At 59.5% G+C, this 19,596-nt stretch carries 16 protein-coding genes and 1 pseudogene; 11 read left to right on the top strand and 6 right to left on the bottom strand.

What is annotated here, in order from left to right:
* The first annotated feature begins 83 nt into the window (after positions 1–83).
* From AC3YMN_RS08135 to AC3YMN_RS08115, 5 genes are all read left to right on the top strand, one after another.
* Positions 84–1,070: a hypothetical protein gene (locus tag AC3YMN_RS08135; RefSeq protein WP_489889631.1), complete on the top strand. Its 987-nt coding sequence runs from the start codon at positions 84–86 to the stop codon at positions 1,068–1,070.
* 76 nt (positions 1,071–1,146) lie between these two features.
* On the top strand, positions 1,147–1,836 hold the full coding sequence (locus AC3YMN_RS08130) for a DUF488 domain-containing protein (protein ID WP_489889630.1): 690 nt from the start codon (positions 1,147–1,149) through the stop codon (positions 1,834–1,836).
* The gene (locus tag AC3YMN_RS08125; RefSeq protein ID WP_489889629.1) at positions 1,833–2,966 is read left to right on the top strand and encodes a site-specific integrase; all 1,134 of its coding nucleotides are present in this window, start codon (positions 1,833–1,835) and stop codon (positions 2,964–2,966) included. Before AC3YMN_RS08130 ends, AC3YMN_RS08125 begins: the two co-directional genes overlap by 4 nt.
* A 103-nt stretch (positions 2,967–3,069) precedes the next feature.
* On the top strand, positions 3,070–4,227 hold the full coding sequence (locus AC3YMN_RS08120) for a DNA methyltransferase (protein ID WP_489889628.1): 1,158 nt from the start codon (positions 3,070–3,072) through the stop codon (positions 4,225–4,227).
* Positions 4,224–5,687: a DNA methyltransferase gene (locus AC3YMN_RS08115; protein WP_489889627.1), complete on the top strand. Its 1,464-nt coding sequence runs from the start codon at positions 4,224–4,226 to the stop codon at positions 5,685–5,687. Before AC3YMN_RS08120 ends, AC3YMN_RS08115 begins: the two co-directional genes overlap by 4 nt.
* Positions 5,688–5,698: 11 nt before the next feature.
* On the opposite strand, the gene AC3YMN_RS08110 is transcribed toward AC3YMN_RS08115, so the two are convergent.
* The 3 genes from AC3YMN_RS08110 to AC3YMN_RS08100 all read right to left on the bottom strand — a co-directional run bounded on the left by AC3YMN_RS08110 (position 5,699) and on the right by AC3YMN_RS08100 (position 10,473).
* Positions 5,699–7,075 carry a phospholipase D family protein gene (locus AC3YMN_RS08110; protein WP_489889626.1) on the bottom strand — a complete coding sequence of 459 codons (1,377 nt, stop codon included), beginning with the start codon at positions 7,073–7,075 and terminating at the stop codon, positions 5,699–5,701.
* 660 nt (positions 7,076–7,735) lie between these two features.
* Entirely contained in the window at positions 7,736–8,797 is a 1,062-nt protein-coding gene (locus tag AC3YMN_RS08105; protein ID WP_489889625.1) for an SDR family oxidoreductase, read from the bottom strand.
* A gap of 797 nt (positions 8,798–9,594) precedes the next feature.
* Positions 9,595–10,473, bottom strand: a complete 879-nt coding sequence (locus AC3YMN_RS08100) for an AraC family transcriptional regulator (RefSeq protein WP_489889624.1) — start codon at positions 10,471–10,473, stop codon at positions 9,595–9,597.
* A 133-nt stretch (positions 10,474–10,606) separates the two neighbouring features.
* Between AC3YMN_RS08100 and AC3YMN_RS08095 the strand changes: the two genes are divergently transcribed.
* The 5 genes from AC3YMN_RS08095 (at position 10,607) to AC3YMN_RS08075 (ending at position 16,218) form a co-directional block, all read left to right on the top strand.
* Positions 10,607–11,572, top strand: coding sequence for an aldo/keto reductase (locus tag AC3YMN_RS08095; RefSeq protein ID WP_489889623.1), 966 nt, complete (start codon positions 10,607–10,609; stop codon positions 11,570–11,572).
* Between the two features lie 794 nt (positions 11,573–12,366).
* On the top strand, positions 12,367–13,464 hold the full coding sequence (locus AC3YMN_RS08090; protein WP_489889622.1) for a methionine ABC transporter ATP-binding protein: 1,098 nt from the start codon (positions 12,367–12,369) through the stop codon (positions 13,462–13,464).
* Positions 13,454–14,131 carry a methionine ABC transporter permease gene (locus AC3YMN_RS08085; protein ID WP_489889621.1) on the top strand — a complete coding sequence of 226 codons (678 nt, stop codon included), beginning with the start codon at positions 13,454–13,456 and terminating at the stop codon, positions 14,129–14,131. Before AC3YMN_RS08090 ends, AC3YMN_RS08085 begins: the two co-directional genes overlap by 11 nt.
* Positions 14,132–14,151: 20 nt before the next feature.
* Positions 14,152–14,934 carry a MetQ/NlpA family ABC transporter substrate-binding protein gene (locus AC3YMN_RS08080; RefSeq protein WP_489889620.1) on the top strand — a complete coding sequence of 261 codons (783 nt, stop codon included), beginning with the start codon at positions 14,152–14,154 and terminating at the stop codon, positions 14,932–14,934.
* A 126-nt stretch (positions 14,935–15,060) separates the two neighbouring features.
* The gene (locus tag AC3YMN_RS08075) at positions 15,061–16,218 is read left to right on the top strand and encodes an aminotransferase (protein ID WP_489889619.1); all 1,158 of its coding nucleotides are present in this window, start codon (positions 15,061–15,063) and stop codon (positions 16,216–16,218) included.
* Positions 16,219–16,317: 99 nt separating this feature from the next.
* On the opposite strand, the gene AC3YMN_RS08070 is transcribed toward AC3YMN_RS08075, so the two are convergent.
* Both AC3YMN_RS08070 and AC3YMN_RS08065 read right to left on the bottom strand, forming a co-directional pair.
* Positions 16,318–17,022, bottom strand: coding sequence for a hypothetical protein (locus AC3YMN_RS08070; protein ID WP_489889618.1), 705 nt, complete (start codon positions 17,020–17,022; stop codon positions 16,318–16,320).
* Between the two features lie 304 nt (positions 17,023–17,326).
* A complete protein-coding gene (locus AC3YMN_RS08065) occupies positions 17,327–17,899 on the bottom strand; it encodes a host attachment family protein (RefSeq protein ID WP_489889617.1) in 573 nt (190 codons plus the stop codon).
* A 3-nt stretch (positions 17,900–17,902) separates the two neighbouring features.
* Between AC3YMN_RS08065 and AC3YMN_RS08060 the strand changes: the two genes are divergently transcribed.
* Positions 17,903–18,310 (top strand): VOC family protein, encoded by a 408-nt coding sequence (locus tag AC3YMN_RS08060; protein ID WP_489889616.1) that lies wholly within the window; start codon positions 17,903–17,905, stop codon positions 18,308–18,310.
* 34 nt (positions 18,311–18,344) lie between these two features.
* Here the strand turns inward: AC3YMN_RS08060 and AC3YMN_RS08055 are convergent.
* A pseudogene (locus AC3YMN_RS08055) lies at positions 18,345–19,334 on the bottom strand (linear amide C-N hydrolase); the annotation flags it as partial.
* Positions 19,335–19,596 lie beyond the last annotated feature (262 nt).

Below are 19,596 nucleotides of genomic sequence, written 5' to 3'. Positions count from 1 at the left end.
TGGTCTTGGCAGGATCGTAACTCATCCGAGCATAGCATCGCCTCGACACCGGCGATATGAACTGTGCAACGGGTGAGGTTGAGATGGCGCTAGTTCTGCTCAAAAATCCCAAGGGGCTTTCTAACAAGAACAAAACCCTCGGGAAAAGCACCGCATCCGTAGAGTACCCCTCCCCATTTATAGACAAGCTCAGCGTCACCCTAGACGTCGCCAAGACTGGTAAACCCCACGAGGTACATTCCACTCTCTGGACTGCCTTCAGCGAGCCCAGCGGCCCCTTCAAGTCGGCCAATGGCGGCAAGTGGGGTGACTACAAGGTCTCCAAGCGTATAGCGTTAGATGCAGTCCTAGACGCTTCCAAGTGGCCTCTGTTTCAGTACGGCTTCGACAAGGACGAGGGCGTGGCAACCAAGATGCGGATCGAGTTCGTGCCGGTTGACCTCGGCCCTCAGGGCATGATGGAGCTACATTCCACCTTGCAGATGATCCTACCTGATGGCTGGGGTTCTTTCGTGAAGCACGGGCGTGTCACTCGCCTTGACGTTGCTGTCGACTACCCAGCCGTGACCATGCACGACTTCCTGTTCCTTCCCCAGCAGCTCGCGACGACGACGACGTGGAAGGCTGACGGCACCCTTCAGACCTACCAGTCAGGGAAGTCCAGCGGCAACTCCACTTCGATCTACGACCGCGCCGCCAAGCGCAAGGCGCAGCATAAGGGATGGCAGAACAAAACCGGCGTCAGGATCGAGCGGCGTTTGCGAAACCTAGCACTGCCAGTCTTGGAACTACCTGCGCTGGGCAACGTCTTCGCGGGCTTATCGATGGTGCAGGCCCTCGTTGATCCACCTGTTGACGAGACCAAGCCGTACATCTGGTCTTTGTTCCTGTGCGCTGTCGAGAGCAAGGGGCTGGTGGCTGCGCTGGGTCTCCTTCCACCAGACAAGCGGACTTTGTACCGGGCATACTACGCAGCGCATTCCCACTCGTGGTGGGACGCAGCAGCAATCTGGAAGCGTTGGCCACAGATGCTTGATGAATTGGGTCTGATGTCGTGTGGCGCGGAATAAAACGGCTAAGCTATTGCAATCAATATCATTTTAGGCGGGAACGTGCTACTCTCTAGATCATAGAGAGTACCTTGCAATGCGTATTTTGACCCTTGGCCATTCCAACCACGACTGGCCCACTTTTGAGCGCCTCCTCGACCAGCACCGGATAGGAGCCATAGCTGATGTCAGGTCTCGACCTAGGTCTCGGCTTGCGCACTTCTCCGCCCCCTATCTCCGAGTGAACCTGAACCGTTGTGGTGTTGCCTACCTCTACTTGGGTGACCTCCTCGGCGGGATGCCACGCTCCGGGCCGGACCGATATGAGGAAATGGCCAAAACGGTAGAGTTCAGAACCGGCATAGCACGACTGCTGGAAGTAGGTCCCCGTACCCAGCTCGCCCTGCTTTGTGCCGAGGCCGAAAACCTGGACTGCCACCGATATTTGCTGGTGAGCCGCTATCTTGCCGCTGTCGGAGTTGACGTGGAGCACATCCATCGCGACGGCAGCGTCGAGACCCAAAAGGAAGCAGAGGAGCGGCTGATGATCAAGACCAAGGTCTCAGCTGACATGCTGATCAGCCCTGAAGCCGGGCTGGCGGAAGCGTATAGGCGGCAGGAACTGCGGGGAGAAACAAGCCACAAAGGGAGCAACAGATTGATGTGGGGAGTGGGCGATGTCCAATCCGTGAAGCAGGCACTAGTAGATACCGACAATGCGAACCAACCTCGGGAAGCAGAAGGCGATCTTGAACCTCAGCAGCGGTCATGCGGAGCTTGCAAATGATCGCGGAAGGTTGCCACGCGCCCAAAACGCAACATCGTTGGCGCGACATGAGGGGCCGAGAAGAATTGCAATTTATTGCGGAGGTGAGATCGTTCGCTACTCAGGCATCCAGCCCGCAGGCAGTTACGAATAGTGACTGTCTTCACAATCTAACTTCCGCCAAAACCCAACTATCGGAAACCACAGCGACCCCGAGACAATCCCCGTTAACCAGTTTTGCAATTAATTGCAAAGACGGCTTGACACCCTCGGTCATTGCTTTTCTCGAAGCAAGCATCTCTCCGAACACGCAAATAGCCTATCGTTCCGATCTCCGAACCTTTCAAGCCTGGGGAGGTGAGGTTCCGAGCACTGATGCTGCGGTCGCTTCGTTCATTGCAGTCCATGCAGAGAGCCATGCACCTGCAACGCTGGCGAGGTGGTTAGCTGCGATTTCAAAAGCTCACCGCGCCTTTGATCTGGATGACCCCACTAAGTCGGCACTGGTCAAGATGACACTGCGCGGCATCCAGCGCACCTACGGCACGGCGCAACGTCAAGCCAAAGCAATGATCCGGGAGGACCTGTTTGAATGCCTCGATGCGACGGGCGACGATCTCCGGTCATGCCGTGACAGGGCTTTATTGTTGGTGGGCTTCGCGGGCGGGTTCCGCAGGTCAGAGTTGGTCAGCTTAGACGTAAATGACAGTGACCATGTGCGGCAGGGCATAGTGCTAAACCTGCGGTTCTCAAAGACCGATCAGATCGGTGCTGGACGGCGGATTGGCATCCCTTATGGGCGCGGCAAACATTGTCCCGTCGCTGCGTTGGCCAATTGGCTCGACAGAGCCAGCATCAGGTCCGGCCCGATCTTTCGATCCGTTAACCGGCATGAGCAAGTGTCTGATCAAAGGCTCACCGGCAGAGCAGTGTCAATGATCGTGAAGGCCCGAGCCGGTGCAGCAGGGTTGGACCCAGAACACTTCTCGTCCCACAGCTTGCGAGCGGGGCTTGCCACCAGCGCTGCGCAGATGGGCGTACCAAACTGGAAGATCAGAGCTCAGACGGGCCACAGGTCTGATACGATGTTGGCTAAGTACGTCCGAGATGGCGAGCTGTTCGTGAATAACGCCGCAGGTGCACTCCTTTAGCGCAGCACTTACCCGTGGAGCGCAATTTCAGGGGATACAATGACGCTGGAAGGACGCGCACCGTTGACAGTGCTAAGAAGCGTTAGGAGTTATGTGAGAAACAATGTCTATTCAGTTTTCCTCTGCCAGCTTAGCGTTATCGGAATATCCCGAGATCAACAGAAAGCTGACCGAAATCGACTGGAGCTTCGCTGGCCGCAAAAGCGGGTCGAAGCTAGAGCGCATCCACCCCTACCCTGCTAAGTTCATTCCAGAGCTGCCTGCATCGCTCTTGAACGCGCTACCAATCGTCCGGGGCACCTGCGTTCTCGACCCCTTCGTTGGAAGCGGAACAACGCTTGTAGAGTGTCAGCGGCGCGGAATACCCTCCGTGGGGATCGACCTCAATCCCATCGCTTGCCTGCTTGCTAGGGTTAGAACGTCTCCCTCTCCGGGCGATCTTGTGCAGTCGGCCCTGCAAGCAGTCCAACGCGCAGCCAAAATCCGGTCACCGGCCATTCCCGCCATTCCCAACTTAGACCATTGGTTTCTGCCAGGGGTTCAGCATGAGGTTTCGGCCCTCGTTGCTGCAATCAGCTATGAGCCGGATGCCCTCAAAGACGCACTGCGATTGTCCCTATCGAGCATTCTCGTAAAGGTTTCAAATCAGGAAAGTGATACCCGCTATGCGGCGGTGCACAAATCCCTTGTTACTGGTGACGTGTATCGCCTGTTCATTAAGTCCGCTGGAAGTCTCGCTGCGGCCCTCCAAGAGCGTTCATATAGCCTTGCACCTGCTCAGGTGATCGAGATGGACGCCACAAAGTTATCAACAAAGGACGTGGCGTTTCCAGTGGGTGCGGTGATTACCTCGCCCCCTTACCCCAATGCATATGAGTACTGGCTATATCACAAGTACAGGATGTGGTGGTTGGGCCATGATCCTCTTGCGGTGAAGAAGGACGAGATTGGTGCTCGCGCCCACTTTTTTGGGGCTAACCCCCATACAACGCAGAACTTCACCAGCCAGATGGGGGAGCTTTTTGGCAGGTTTGAAGACGTCCTAATTCCGGGCGGCTTTGTTTGCTTCGTTGTTGGCCGATCTAAAATCCACGGCGAGATCGTTGACAACGGCAAGCTGATCGAGGGCATCGCGCACGAACGCGGCTATAGCACTGTGTTCCGCACGGAACGTGTCATCGCGGCCAATCGAAAGTCATTCAACCTGTCTCATGCAAATATCAAGACCGAAACAGTCCTGGTGCTAAGGAGTGGGTCTTGAAGCTCCAGTGGCACACCTACAAGTATTTTCCCTATGAGCGCGATCTTGGATTGCGCGAGGTCGCAGCACTGCTTTCACCTACTGAGTTTGTAAAGGAGGCCGATGGTCTACGGCTTGTAGGCCACAGGAATGAGGAAGACGTATCTCGACTGGTGTACTTTGCTCAAATCGAAGGTGAGGGCGGGCAGGCTGAGACGGTACAAGCTCAAATCGAGCGCTCGGTGGGCGGCAGCAAGAACCGCCAGGCTACTCGCTACTCAGTTCATGGCCTTCACGAGTACAAGGGCAAGTTCAACCCTCAGGTCGTAAAGGCTTTGCTGAACATATTCGGCTTCAAACAAGGCCAACGAGTTCTTGATCCATTTTGCGGCAGCGGTACCACCCTGGTAGAATGCTCACAGCTGGGCATTCATGGGCTCGGCACAGACTTGAACCCCCTTGCGGTGTTCATAGCCAATGCGAAGCTATTGGCACTGCAAACTCCCGCTGCGGACCTGGTCCGGGCGCTTGAAGAAGTTAGAGCTACCCTCGAGAGGGGGAGCTGGGATGTAGAGCTAGAAGACGCCAGGGGAACGTACCTATTGAAGTGGTTCGAGCCTGGCATTCTGAACCTGCTCGAAAGGCTTCGCATCTCAATTCACTCTGCAACCGGCAATCTCGCTCCCATCTTTGTTGTCATCGCCAGCAACATGCTCAGAGAATACTCGCTTCAAGAGCCTGCTGATCTCCGCATACGCCGCCGGACTACGCCGCTTCCCGCGTCGCCTTTTGAGCAGGAGTTTTTCAGAGCGGCTGAGAGCTTCATCGCTCGATTGAGCCGGTCTCAAGCTATAATGGGCACCGAAACTCCCTCTTGCGAGGCTGTACTAGGTGACGTGAGCACATTGGACACTTCCGTGTTCGATGGAGCACTCACAAGCCCCCCTTATGCCATGGCCCTTCCGTACATCGACACACAACGTCTTTCATTGGTCTGGGCAGGTCTTGCCGCGCCCGAGGCGATTGCCACGTTAGACGCGCAGCTTACCGGCAGCCGAGAACTCAGGGCTAGTTCACGCAGAGAGCTCGGGCGGGCTATGCTGGCCAATCTGGACGAATTACCCGACAATCAATTTACTCTTTGCCAGCGCCTTGAAGCCCGGCTGAGTGACGGCGACGGTTTCCGCCGAAGGGTGGTGCCAGTCCTTCTTTACAGATACTTCCGCGACATGAGGGCATCGTTCAAGGCGGTTCGCACCCGAATGAAACCAGATGCTCCCTATGCACTTATCGTGGGCCACAATCATACCACCCTTGGGGGAGTAAGGGAGGACATCGACACGCCCGTGCACCTCGCCGAATTGGCGGTGAGCGTTGGCTGGAGGATTGAAGAGCTTATCCCGCTGCAAACATACAAAAGGTTCGGCCTTCATGCGAGTAACGCTGTGAACGCCGAAACATTGGTCGTTCTTAGAAGTTAGTGGACCATTATTCACCAAGCTGGCGAGAGGGCCGGAGGCAGCCAGCAAGCGCCGCGGCCCACAGTCTGACGAGATGCACTCGCTGCGTCATAGTGTGTCTGTGCCCGCTGCTGAAATGTTGAACCAGGTTCAAGCAGCGAAATGCGGAAGACCGGGTCGCTAAGCGTCGGCCATTCAATCAAGCAAAGATGCCCAGGAGCAGGTTTTACTCTTCCGCCCACATCGATAGCTTCGCCTAAGTCGCGAGCTGGTCCGACCGGCACCACAAACCTAGTGTCCTTGTGGCCAGTGTCTGCTCCATATCCGTATGCCATAACATTAGTCTCACCTGGATCGACACGATATTCGCCACCCGAGAACAAGTACCGCAGTTCTAACCCGAACTCTGCTCTCGGACGGGACCCTGATCCCCTGGAGTATTCGCCAAATCTAATCGTGGGAATGGTCGCTACCGGGATACTGATGTTTGCGGTGCCTACCCTGCCCTGCCAATGGCGAGCACTGTCTCTGTTGAGCTGATAAACAAGACCCACCTGACCTCCGGGAAGGCCCGTTCCCGTAACAGCGTCAGCGCCTGATGTCGGGATTGTTACCCCCGGTGCAAACAGCATGTAGTCAGGGTACGGAGGGTTGCGTGGTACAGCTAGACCAGGCAGCGGCGGTGTTGCCGGTGCGGACAGCGGCGCAGCAAGACCGGCTGTGCTACCAACGGCTGAAGTTGATGGTAGAGCGGGAAGCGTAATCAAAGGTGCAAGTCGCGCCTTTGGGGGACTACTGCTTGCTGATGCGCCTGAACCCGTTGGAGGGCGTGGCGGCGGCGTGTTGCGAATAAAGCCATCAGTCAGCAAACGGTTCAGGTCGCTGACGCCACTGACCATTTCAAGACCGGGTCTGCCTCCCAAAAGCCAATCGTCCACCGCCGTAGCTATTTGGTCCAGTACAGATGCGGGATCGCCTGCGCGAGTATCCAAGACTAGACCAGCCTCCACATGAAGCGAGGCCACACCAGAGTGGCTCAAATTGGCTGATCCGACATAAGCTGCCGACGACTTATCCTTCCGCATGATGTGGTACGTTTTGGGATGAAAATAACCATGTGAGAAGCCGACTACTCCAAGCCGAGCGCCTGACCGGGGCAACCCCATCAGTTCCACGAGCAGTGCTAAGTGCCCGTAGAGCGTACCGCCGTCATTGGAGCCGACCAGGAACGTGGTTGTACCATTTGCAGCGTGGAGGCGCTTCAGGACGTCCACGAACGGCGGGAGCCCATCCGCACTAAAAAAACCTGTCTGTACTCTTAGTTGTTCAACGTCTTCATCAAGCGTCTGCAACAACCACGTGCCAAGTGCATCCGCTGGGTTTCTGCCACCAGCGTCCAAGTACCGCATGGCCTATCTCCTCCTTATTGACTTTGCCGCTTATAGGGCCTGTGGCTGACCAAATTGTTGAGTGTGGCTGAAAATAAGCACGTGAAAGCTGCACACGCGAAGCTAGGCTAGACTGGAGCCTTTTTGCGCCCTGAGTGAAGTCGCAACATCCAGATGAACCGGACGGCCCTTAAGGGGGCATCCAGCTCGAACTTGTTGCCGGAGTTGCACACAAGTGCTACACACACTGGCTAAGACAAACAGATGCTAAGCCGTTGGAATGTAACGAACTGAATTAGGGTAGCTCCTCTCCCGCTCAGCTCCACCATTTTCCGGCGACGCATGAAAGCCCTGCAACTTCAGGGAGTAGCAGGCCCGCAAATCAGTCGCGTACCCCATTTGCGTACCCCGTAGAATTAGCCCCAGTATCCATTTTCAGCACCAGGGACTGTGGCCCTTCCGGGTCGCTCATTTCCTGCGCTGATCGGCCGGCGCAAGATGCCTCTCGACCGAAATGTCGGGCAGTCGCCGGGAGCTCGCGCTAGGCCGCAATCCTTGCCCTGCGGTAAGCATGCCCGGCTCGGGGAGCGCTTCATGCATCAGTTCAGGGTCGAGAGCAGGTGGGGAGACATGCTTCTGCTCCTTGGCTGACCCCAAAACAGCAAATTGGTCCGGTGCCACCTATGGGATCAGGCGATCAGCGCGCAACTGGGTGAACAGGTCATAAAAGGCCTGATCGGTTGGCTGATAGCGGGTGAAGCCCAAACTGCGGCTCTTGCCCATGTCGGTGACGACCTCGATCGGGCGCCCCAAATCAGCGTCGGTATGCCAGGGTGAAGCCAGGCGCGAAAGCTCCGGCTCGACCAAGCCGTGGCGCTCGGCAAGCTGCTTCCAGATGGGGGCGTCGCCTTGCATCTGCTGCTCCAGCGTCAACACTGTGCCGTCGAACGGCGCGGGCTCCAGGCCGAACCACTCAGCAATCCGAGCCCACATCCAGCTCCACCGGAACACGTCACCATTGACAATGTTGAACGCCTGATTGGCGGCGGCCGGGGTGGTTGCGGCCCACAGCAGCTGGTGCGCGAGCTGGCGCGCATCCGTCATGTCCGTCAGTCCGTTCCATTGCGCCGCTGATCCCGGGAAGCGGAAAGGACGTCCGAGTTCGCGGCAAAGCGAGGCGTAAACAGCCAGGGTCGTTCCCATGTTCATGGCATTACCGACAGCTTTGCCGATGACGGTATGCGGGCGATGAACGCTCCAGGTGAACCCGTCGCGCGCGGCGGCGGCAAACACTTCATCTTCCTGTGCATAATAAAAATTAGCGACGTCGAGCCTGCCTTGATCTTCCCGGAACGGGGTTTGTGGCAGCACACCTTTGCCATAAGACTCAAAGGGGCCAAGATAGTGCTTGAGCCCGGTGACGAGCGCCACATGGCGGATACTGTTGCTTGACCGCAATCCGTCCAGCAGATTGCGCACCATGGCTGAATTGACGCGGATATTCTCCGCCTCGCTGTCTTGGCGCAGCCACGTGGTGATGAAAACCGCATCCACTTTGAGGTCTTTCAAGGCTGCCGCCGTCCCTCCGGCGTCCTGCAGATCCGCAGTAACGGGTGTAACCCCCGCCTGTGCAAGGGGACGCCGGGCCAGCCCGTAGACTGTCCAACCCTCCGAAACCAGCAGAGCGGTTGTCGCGCTTCCCACGATACCGCTTGCGCCAACCACCAATGCCGTTTTGGCCATAATCTTCTCCATCATGAAAGGTCGAATTCAGGTCGGGTGCAACTCCCCAGCACAAGCAATGGCGGTGCGAAGTGACCTTCGCACCCCTCTTTCTTCAAGCTGCGCCAGCGGATTGGTCGGTTAAGCCGTTGCTGTCCCAAGGAGCGGAACAAGGAACGCGATCAGCCAGGCGACCGAAATGCTCCGCTGTCAACTGCTGGTATCGCCGGTGCTTGTCCAAACCCACACGGCAAGGTTGGGGTTCCGAACTTCCTATGCTGTCCCAAAGGTGGTGGACCGCATTCTGCGCCGTTCGGCCGAGCAGCAGACCCGGCATGAAGTCCATCCGCCGCGCGACGAACGAGGCAGCTCTATGTGAGCCGCTCGAACGGGCACGGCGCGAAGGCCCTTGCCGGCAGCGCGCTAGCGCTTTGTGATGGTTGTCACGCAAGGCATGGCCGTGCAGGCAAAGTCGGGGGTCGAAAAGGGCCGCTCTCGATCTGGTTATCGACCATGATCTGACAACTTGGCCCGGGCAAGAGCAAGCGGGCCTGCCCGTCTCAAAGTAAAGACCGGGGGTTCGTCGTAACTGGCCTCAGGCTGCCCTGCCTGCGATGCGGCAGCTTGCCTGTCCTGGAACTCCGAAAGGGGGCGCCTATGGCGTCGCGCAACTCGCGAGAGCTTCCGGGGTCCCATGCAGCTGCAAATCCCTGTCCCGAGCAGAGCAGGAGGCGGGCCGGGTGGAGCGCTTTGACCGCGACACGGCTGTCGCCGCAGGCTGCACGCGAGGCGAACCCGACGTCGACCAGATCGTTGGCCTAACCGATCAACCCCTGCAATTGTTTGGCATCCTGGACCGGTGAGGCACCGAACAAGCGTTTGTATTCTCGGCTGAACTGGGAGGCGCTTTCATAGCCGATGGAGAAGGCCACACCGGCTGCGTCTAGCGGGGCCTGCGACAGTTGCCGGCGCGCCTCATGCAGTCGGATCTGCTTTTGGTACTGGATGGGGGACAGCGCCGTCACGTCCTTGAAGTGCTTGTGGAACACGGATGGGCTCATCCCAGCAAGAGCGGCCAGTTGCTCGACCCTGACCGGCTGGGCGTAGTGTTGGCGCAGCCAGGTCATTGCCTTGCGGATGCTGGAGAGCCGGTTGTCGCTCCCGGCAATCTGGCGCAGCAGAACGCCACTCGGGCCCTGCAGAAGCCGGAACAGGATTTCCCGCTCGATCATGGGGGCCAGCACTGCGGCCTCGTCGGGTCGGTCAAGGACACTCACCAGCCGTAGCCAGGCATCGAGCAGCTTGCTGTCGGCCGTGCTGGTGAAGAAGCCGGATGAGACCGGGGGCTCGATCCCCTTTGGCAAGTCCAGCAAGACGCCAGCGATAACCTGGGGGTCGAGCAGCAGGGTGAGTGCCAGATAGGGCTCATCCTTTGTCGCTGCCGAAATCCGGCCAAGCGCTGCTACCTCGGCTGCGGCGATGAAGTAATCGCCTTCGCCATAAGCCAAGACCTTTTCGCCGATTACGGCGCGCTTTGCTCCCTGCAGCACGAGACAAACAGCAGGCTCGTAAATCACCGGCTGCAAATCCGTGGGATGGTCCAGCCGCATGATTTCCAGCCGCGCGATCGACGTCGCCGTTTTGGGTTGCAGGGCGTATGGCTGGATCAGGCGCTTCAAGTCTGTGGTGGTGCTCATCTCGCGATACTAGTCCCGGCAAGCAGCCTTCCGCAACGCATCAGGAGGAATAGGCAAGCATTCAGGAGTTTTCGGCACGCAGTGGTGAGGCCAAGGCCCTAGCTATGAGGCCTGCAAGATGGAAGGAATTGTCATGAAAAAGCGTAACCTCGGTCTGAATGGTCCGGAAGTTTCGGCAATCGGCTATGGCGCCATGGGGGTCTCCGTTGCCTATGGGGACAGCGATGAAGCCCAGGGAATCGAGACGATCCGCTACGCTTTTGACCAGGGCGTCACCTTTTTCGATACGGCCGCCGTGTACGGTTGGGGCGAGAATGAAAAGATCCTCGGCCGCGCCGTCAAAGGATTTCGCGACGAGATCGTGATCGCCTCCAAGTTCGGCTTCACCGAGGATTGGGGTATCGACAGCCGTCCGGAGTTCATCCGCGAGCTCACCGACAGGAGCCTGCGCAATTTGGGTGTGGACCACATCGACATCATGTACCAGCACCGGGTCGATCCCAACGTGCCGATCGAAGATGTGGCCGGCGTGGTCAAAGACCTGATCATTGCCGGCAAGGTGAAGTTTTTCGGCCTGAGCGAAGCCGGCCCCGAAACCATCCGTCGCGCCCATGCCGTGCAGCCGGTCACCGTGCTGCAGACCGAATATTCGGTATTCGAACGGGAGGTTGAGGCGTTGTTCCCCACCTTGCGCGAACTGGGCATCGGCTTTGTGCCCTATTCTCCACTTGGTCGCGGTTTCCTCACCGCCGAGGTCAAGCCAGCTGCAGATTATGCCGAGAACGACCTGCGTCGCAGCGATCCACGTTGGCAACCCGGCAATTTCGAGAAGAACAAGGCCGCGGTCGAGCAGCTCACGGTGCTAGCAAAGTCAAAGGGCGTTACCGTGTCGCAACTGGCTCTCGCCTGGCTGCTGGCGCAGGGCCACGACATCGTTCCCATCCCGGGCACGCGCCGCAAGGAACGCCTAGCGGAGAATATCGGCTCGGCGGCGGTCCAGCTGACGGCAGAAGATCTGGCCCGGATCACGGCAATCCTGCCGGAGGGCGCTGCTGGCGCCCGCTACGCCATGCCGAGCATGATCCCCGAGTGGAAATGATGCCTCATCCTTTTGGTGGCTTGATCACCAAAGGGATACCAGACGATACCCTGCTCCACCGGTCTCGCTGAGCAATCCGCGTCGGCTTATCCGCTTCAGCCATCAATGGCCGCGCTCCGCACACCGGCTGGATTTCCCCAGTTAGGCCGATGCATTGCGCCGGCGTGATCGCTTGCGCCACCGTAATGCCACTGCTTCAAACAGTGTGAGTGGCTGAACTTCACTAGCCTCTTCAAGGCTCACTCGGCGGTTGGCAAGACCTCCATGCCGCGCTCGGCTCTTTGCCGTAGTTGAACCGAGCTATCGCCGAGCACGAGCGGGGTGTCCGCATCAACGGGCAACCCGTCGCAGCTTTGCTGTCACCAGCTGTAGCTCTCGGCCAGGGCTGAGCAAAGCGCAACCAGGCGGATGCTCTAGCCGCGCCCAATTGAGCGTGGCGCATATATTGCGATTTCCGCGCCACATTCGTGTGCTGCAAACTCAAGAGCTCGGGCGGTGCATAACTGAGGCCAAATTCGCTCAGGACCAAAGCCGGTGCATAGTCCAGAGAATTGCCCGCAAATCTTTGCTCGCCAGGAGCATGCCTGGTTATGCAAGCACGGGGGCAAACTCTGGTTGGCACAAGCCTGCGCAGCGCTATATGCACCAGAGCTGGACACAGCCGCAGGAATGCCGAACTAAGAATTAGGGCGTGGTGCCAACGAAGTTTTCCTGCCGGCTCGATGCAAAGCAAGCCTTGGCTCGACTCTGAGGTGCCAAGTCGCCAATCTACGCCCTGATTACCAGGATACCCAGTGAACCTTCATCTACACCTACAACCCGCCCCATCCGCTGCGGAAAACGCCACACCCCTTATTGCGCTGCGGGACGTCGAAAAGACCTATCCGGCGCGCTCCGGCGGCGGCGCCGTCAGTGCTCTGGAAGCCATTACGCTTGATGTTCCCAAAGGCTCCATCTTGGGCGTTATCGGGCGCTCGGGGGCCGGCAAATCGACATTGATCCGGCTGGTCAATGGGCTCGAACGGCCAAGCAGTGGCCGGGTCGTGGTGGATGGTGTCGAGATTTCCGCCCTGCCCGAACATGCCCTGCGCGAGCAGCGCCGCTCCATCGGCATGATCTTCCAGCATTTCAACCTGCTGGCGCGCCGCACCGCCTATGACAATATTGCGCTGCCCCTCGAGATTGCTGGCCTCCCCTCATCCCAGATCAAGGCGCGGATCACCCCCCTGCTCGAGCTTGTGGGTTTGGCCGACAAGGCGCGGCGCTATCCCGCCGAACTGTCGGGCGGCCAAAAGCAGCGCGTCGGCATTGCCCGTGCCCTCGCGACCAATCCCAAGGTGCTGCTGTCGGACGAAGCGACCTCGGCGCTTGACCCGGAAACCACCGAACAAATCCTGGCGCTGCTGCGCCGCGTCAATGCCGAACTGTCCCTGACCGTGCTGCTGATCACCCATGAAATGTCGGTCATCAAGTCTGTCGCGGACCGGGTGGCGGTGATCGATGGCGGCCGGATCGTGGAGGAAAGGTCGACCTTTGACCTCTTTACCCGGCCAAGGCACCCAACAACGCGCAACTTTGTCGCCAGCCTCACGGGCACGGAACTGCCGGCCCATCTTGCCAGCAAGCTTGCCTCAGATTCCGCTGGCGCGTCGCAGGCGCTGGTGCGCCTGACCTTTACCGGTGGCGACGCGGCACAGCCCTTTCTGTCCGTATTGACCCGGCAACTCGATCTGGATCTGGGGATCATCCAAGCCAAGGTCGATCACATCGCGGGGCAACCCTTTGGCACCTTGATCGTGGGGGTCCCGGCCGTTCCCACCCAGGTCGCGGCGCTGGGCGAAGCGGCGCAAAAGCTGGGTCTGGATGTGGAGGTGCTTGGCTATGTGGCCTGAAGTTTTTTCCCCCCAGATCCTCAAGCTGCTGTTCTCATCGGTTGGCCAAACCCTCTATATGGTGGGCGTGGCCGGGCTGATCGGCACCCTGATCGGCCTGCCGCTCGGCGTGTTCCTCGCCACCAGTCGGCGTGGCGAACTCTTTGCCGCCCCCGCGATCAACAACGCGATCGGGCTCGTGGTCAATGCCGCCCGTTCCACCCCCTTCATCATCCTCGTGGTCGCCATCGTTCCCCTGACGCGGCTGATTGCCGGCACTTCCATTGGCACCAGCGCCGCCATCGTGCCGCTGACCATTGCTGCCGCGCCCTTTATTGCCCGCGTCATCGAAGCGGCGATTCGCGGCGTTGATCAAGGTTTGATCGAGGCGGCCCGCGCCATGGGCGCCACGCCGCTCCAGATCGTGCAAAAGGTGCTGTTGCCCGAGGCGTTGCCGGCCATCGTCTCGGCCCTCACGCTCACCGTCGTCAGCCTGATCGGCTACTCGGCCATGGTTGGCGCGGTGGGCGGCGGGGGGCTTGGCGACCTCGGCATCCGCTTTGGCTACCAGCGCTTCATGCCCGACGTCATGCTCGTCGTGGTGCTGGTGCTGATCGTTCTCGTCCAGGGCGTGCAAAGCCTTGGCGACTTCCTCGCGCGCCGGCTCGACAAGCGCGCCCGCTTCTGACTTTCAACAAGGATGCCTCTATGACCAAGACCTTCCTGCCTGCCCTGGCGCTTGCCGTCACGCTCTCAGCTGCGCCAGCCTTTGCCGAAACCTACAAGATCGGCGTCACGCCGGGGCCGCACGCCCAGATCCTCGAAGCAGTTCAGGAAGTGCTGGCACCTAAAGGCATCGAACTCGAGATCACCGAGTTCTCCGACTATGTCGTGCCCAACGAAGCGCTCGCTTCGGGTGAACTGGATGCCAATTCGTTCCAGCACCAGCCCTATCTGGACAACCAGATCAAGGACCGAGGCTACGACATCGTTTCGGTCGCCACCACCGTGAACTTCCCCATCGGCATCTATTCCGAAAAGATCGACTCCATTGAGGATCTCCCCGAAGGCGGCTCGATCGCCATTCCCAACGATCCCACCAATGGCGGCCGTGTTCTGTTGCTGCTGCAGGAAAACGGGGTGATCAAGCTTAAGGACGGCGTCGGCACGGCCGCAAGCGTCGCCGACATCGTGGACAATCCCAAGAACCTCGAAATCCTCGAGATCGACGCCGCCCAATTGCCCCGCACCCTGCCCGACGTCGATGCCGCTGGCATCAACACCAACTATGCCGAACAGGCCGGGCTTGATCCGGTGAACGGCGCCATCCTGCGCGAAGGCCCTGAGGGCCCTTACGTCAACATCATCGCTGTCCGCAGCGAGGACAAGGACGCCGAATGGGTCAAGGCGCTGGTTGAAGCCTACCACTCCGATGAGATTAAAGAGTTCGTCGAGACCACCTTCAACGGCGCCGTCCTGGCGAGCTGGTAAGCCGAACAGGGGCCTCGCCGGGCTTGCTCGGCGACGGCCTCTTCCCCTTGCGGCCAAGCCGGCGTCCATGGCAGGGGTGCGCAGCGCCCCTTAACAGCCGCCGCACCCGGCATCCGGATCCCGCTCATGAACGAAGTCTTCTCCGAACTCGGCGTCTCCATTTTCGAGACCATGTCGCGCCTCGCGGCCGAGCATGACGCGATCAATCTTGGGCAAGGCTTTCCCGAAGACCTGGAGCCGCGCGAGGTGGTCGAGGCCGCCGCGCAGGCCATGCTGGCCGGCCCGCACCAATACCCGCCCATGCGGGGGCTCCCGGCACTGCGCCAGGCCGTGGCGGAGAACGCTAAGCGCCACTTCGGGCTCGAGGTCGATTGGCAGACCGAGGTGATCGTCACTTCAGGCGCCACTGAGGCCCTCGCCGCCGCCTTTCTTGCGCTGCTCAACCCGGGTGACGAGGTCATCCTGCTCGAGCCCGCCTACGACTCCTACCGCCCGCTGGTGCAGCGCGCCGGCGCCAATGTGGTGCCGGTCACCCTCGAAGCGCCGCACTGGACCTTGCCGCGCGAGGCGCTTGAAGCCGCCGTAACCGCCAAAACCCGCGCCATTGTGCTCAACACGCCGATGAACCCGACCGGCCACCTCATGGGGCTCGATGACCTCCAATTCATCAGCGAGCTGATCAACCGGCATGATCTAATTGCCATCTGTGACGAGGTCTACGAACACCTGACCTTCGATGGCCGCCGGCACATTCCACTCATGAGCTTGCCCGCAGCCCGCGCGCGCTGCGTGCGCATCGGCTCGGCCGGTAAGTCGTTTTCGGTCACCGGCTGGAAGGTCGGCTATGTCACCGCTGATGCTCGCCTGCTCGGCCCCATCGCCAGCGCCCACCAATACCTGACCTTCACCACCCCGCCCGCTTTGCAGACCGCCGTCGCTTACGGCCTGCGACTGGACGCCGACTATTTCGACGGATTGCGTAGCAAGCTGCAGCAGCGGCGTGACCTGATGGCCGGATCGCTCCGGCAAGCCGGTTTCAGCGTGCTGGATGCTCAGGGAACCTATTTCCTCAACATCGATATTTCGGCCTATGATCCCCCCGGGGACGATGTCGCATTCGCGCAACGGCTGGTGCGGGAAGCCGGCGTTGCCGCCATCCCGCTATCCGCCTTTCACGGCGACGGCCGCTCCAGCGGCCTCTTGCGCCTGTGCTTTGCCAAGACGCCGCAAACCATCCTCGCCGGCGTCGATCGCCTGCGTGATTGGCGCGCAAACAAGAACTGATCGACATCCCGGGCTGGCTGGTCCAAGCAAGCCAGTCCGCCTGCGCGTTTGGGGCCGTTCCAGTCCAGGCCGAAATCCCGGCAGAATGAGATCGGCTCGTCAAAGCCGGCCAGGAGGGTGACCTTGATTGCCCTCAAACTCGTCGTCTCCCCAGTCTCGGGGAGGACTGCTGCCAAGCTCGTCCCCTCTGTGACCAGCGCTCTCATCAACCATGGGAACAAACCCGGCGGCCAAGGCAAGCACGGTCCCCCATGGCGTCAAGACCTCGACGCTGTCGCGAGGCAGGCTGTGGGTGTCGCCGTAGCCCAGAAAAGACCAGGATTTCATTCCGGCACCCCAGATCAGGAACGGCTGCCCCTCGAGGGTTATCATTGTTCCTTGCGGCAGTGACGCAGCCGGCGCCCTGCGTGTAAGCTTTTGCCGCTTGGGCGAAACCCGTTCGGCATGGAGTTTGGCGTCCAGTTCCTTTGCGGTAGGCGGCTGGTCAAGGCCATGCCCCTTCGCCCAAGCTGCAAGGAAGCGCTTATAGTCTTTGTTGCGGCATTGCGCACAAGGTCGATGCCCGGCCGACAAGGCGGTCGCCTCATCCAGGAAAAAGAGCTCGGTATAGCTGTCGGGGGCCATCAGCTGACGGCGCCGAGTGCCAAAGCAAAGCACACAGGTGACCCAATTGGGGTGACGCCATCGTGCAGTCCCGAGTTCCCTGCCGTCCTTGTGCAGTATTCCACGGTTTCCCATCAAAGCACCCCTTGATGGATCATCGACGATTTCACCATAGGGCGTAACGCGGTTCTGAAGGGGCATGAGACTCCATGACCAATCGGCAGGGTTGAGGTCCTCGACGTCGGCCGCTAGCTCCGGAGGAGCCTGTGGACCTGCTCCATGGATACACTCAATGGAAAAACTCGTCTGCAGCGTCCGCCCGGCCGTTGCATTTTCACCCTAAGCCAATCGGGCAACGAGCCCGGCGTTGACGGCGAGCACATGGGGCGCGCACCTCGGCACGCACCCCTTCAGGAGCCTCAAACAACTCCGCTCCCGCCACTCCGTCCAACTTCGGCTCGCCCGCCAACGATTAATGCCGAAGCTGAACCAGGCGTCCTGGGGTCTAGTGAGCGCCCACAGCCGCTTCTACTTCCGCCAGACTGTGTCCGGTCAGGTCCTTGTCGAGTTCGCCGAGCAGGATGGCTGACAGGGACTTGTGGTATCGCTTGCGGAACTCGCCCAGGGAACGGGGAGCGGCAACAATAACCATGTTTTTGACGGCGCCACTCAGCGCCATGCCGTTGAGCACGTCGACAACGCCAGCGGAAAATCCGTCTTCTGCTTGCTGACCATTGTCTGGGTTGGACGAGCTGCTTTGATGTCCACCCGAACCGGAGCCGCTTGCATCCACGGACGCCTTTGGCTCGGCGGCCAGCTGCAGGCGGCCTTCATCTCCTGTGTTCCGGAACAGGTTCAGTTTTTCGCCGTCAGCAACGGCAACAATCGTGCCATGGGGCAACTGCATATTGTTCTCCTTGGGGTCCCACACTAACAGGTGAAACTGCATCCCGTTCCTTGCCCGTAGTAACTGGCCGGCCTCGTTCGTCATGGATTGCATGAGCAGACCATCGCGGACGGCACAGTCACATCCGTGTTCAGATGGCTTTGCTAAGGCCGTCACCGAAAGGAGGAACATGCCATGAAAGTCGTTGCCAACATTGATTTCGACGGGAATTGCCGAGAAGCCTTCACCGCCTATGCGAGCATTCTTGGTGGCGAGATCCGCGCCATGATCAGTCACCGCGACATGCCCGAACTTGCGCCGGGCATCTCCGAGGACCGTCTTGACCGGATCGTGCATGCATGGATCGAGATCGGCGATCAGGCTCTGATGGGCCAGGACATGCAGGATTTTTCAGGCCGCAGCGGCTACAGCGTCACCATTGCCGCCGATTCCGTCGAGCAAGCCCGCCGCATCTTTATGGCGCTGTCCGAGGGAGGAACGTCGCTCATGCCCTTCGAGCCGCAGCCATGGTCACCGGGCTTTGGCATGACGATGGATCGCTTTGGTGTCACCTGGGTCATCGACTCGCCGGCCGCAGACTGATCAGGCGCCCTGTACCCAGCCCCCTCGCAAGGGGCTAGGGAAGGCCAGCGAACTGAAACGGTTCGGCAGGCTGGAATTGATTGTTGGCCCTGTCCGAATAGATGTTCATCTCGTTGGGGCCCAGATCAAGCTTCATCACCTTGCCACTGGCTGAAAGATCGAGCTTGGCTATATCGACCCAGAAGATATTGGGCGTCATTGCCGATTCAAAGAAGTAGCGCTTGCGCTTGTGGTCCGAAACCGTGCGCCAGCGCGTGGAGGAAATATTGGGCTGATCGGGCGTGCTGATGCCAAAGGGCACCGACACATTGCGGATCACGCTGAAGGCAGCCGCGATGGTTTGCACCGGATCGTCGGTCTTGGGAATGGCCTGCACGTAAAAGGAAGCGCGCGCGAAGCGGTCCGACGCCCGGTTCGTGCCGGGCAGAAACACGGTGCCGCCGATCTGCTCCCAATATTCCTCCATCGCCAGCTGCTTTTCGAAGATCGGTGAATTGGTCATCACCTGATAATCGCGGCTGTGGTGGATGACCTGCTTGCCACCGACATATTCGATGATCGCGCTGTCCCCACTGGCATCCGACAAGGCCAGGTGCAGGGTGGCCATCCTGTCGTCGCCCGGCACTTTGTCCGTGACGATGACAAAGGGCTGTTGCGCCAGCGCCTCGACCGCTTCCTGCACCGACGCAAAATTGTCGAGCACATACTGCGTCCAGGCGGCGATAGTCAGGCCTGGCCGCGTGCCGTCATAATCGGGATAGGTGGATTCGGCCAGCCACAGCAGATTGGCAACGAGGCCCGCCTCGTTCATCCCGTCCGTAGTCGAGTTGTCATGGGCCGAAGCGACAACGCTGCCATAGCGGGAGGTCCACTGGATCGAATTGGGCCCTGCCTGGCCCGAGCGCTGCATTGCCTGCGGGAACGCCCAAAGATCGGTGGCGATATCGGTTTTCCAGTCCATGGAGCGTCCGGTCACGACCTGATCGTCTCCCCCCAGATAAACAAACCGCGTGCACATGCTGGCCTCCACACAGATGGAGCCGGTTCATTACGCCCGTGCCGTTTGACCACTCATAATCGCCGGCAAGCAAATCTACTCGATTGCCGGATACTTGCTTCCTTGATAGGCCCAAGCCGTCCGGCGGCTTCCCGGCATGGTTCCCTGTTGCGGACATCAGCACCTGTATCAGCAGTGTTGGTCCTGAATTGTTCACGTGAAACAGCAACAAGGTGACACGGGCAATCAACAAAATTACCGATAATATGTACGTTTTGTTCGTACATGG

The organism is Devosia sp. Z11_6 (assembly GCF_058133665.1).
The sequence above is the reverse complement of the archived record's forward strand: the minus strand, read 5'-3'. Positions and strand labels throughout refer to the sequence as shown.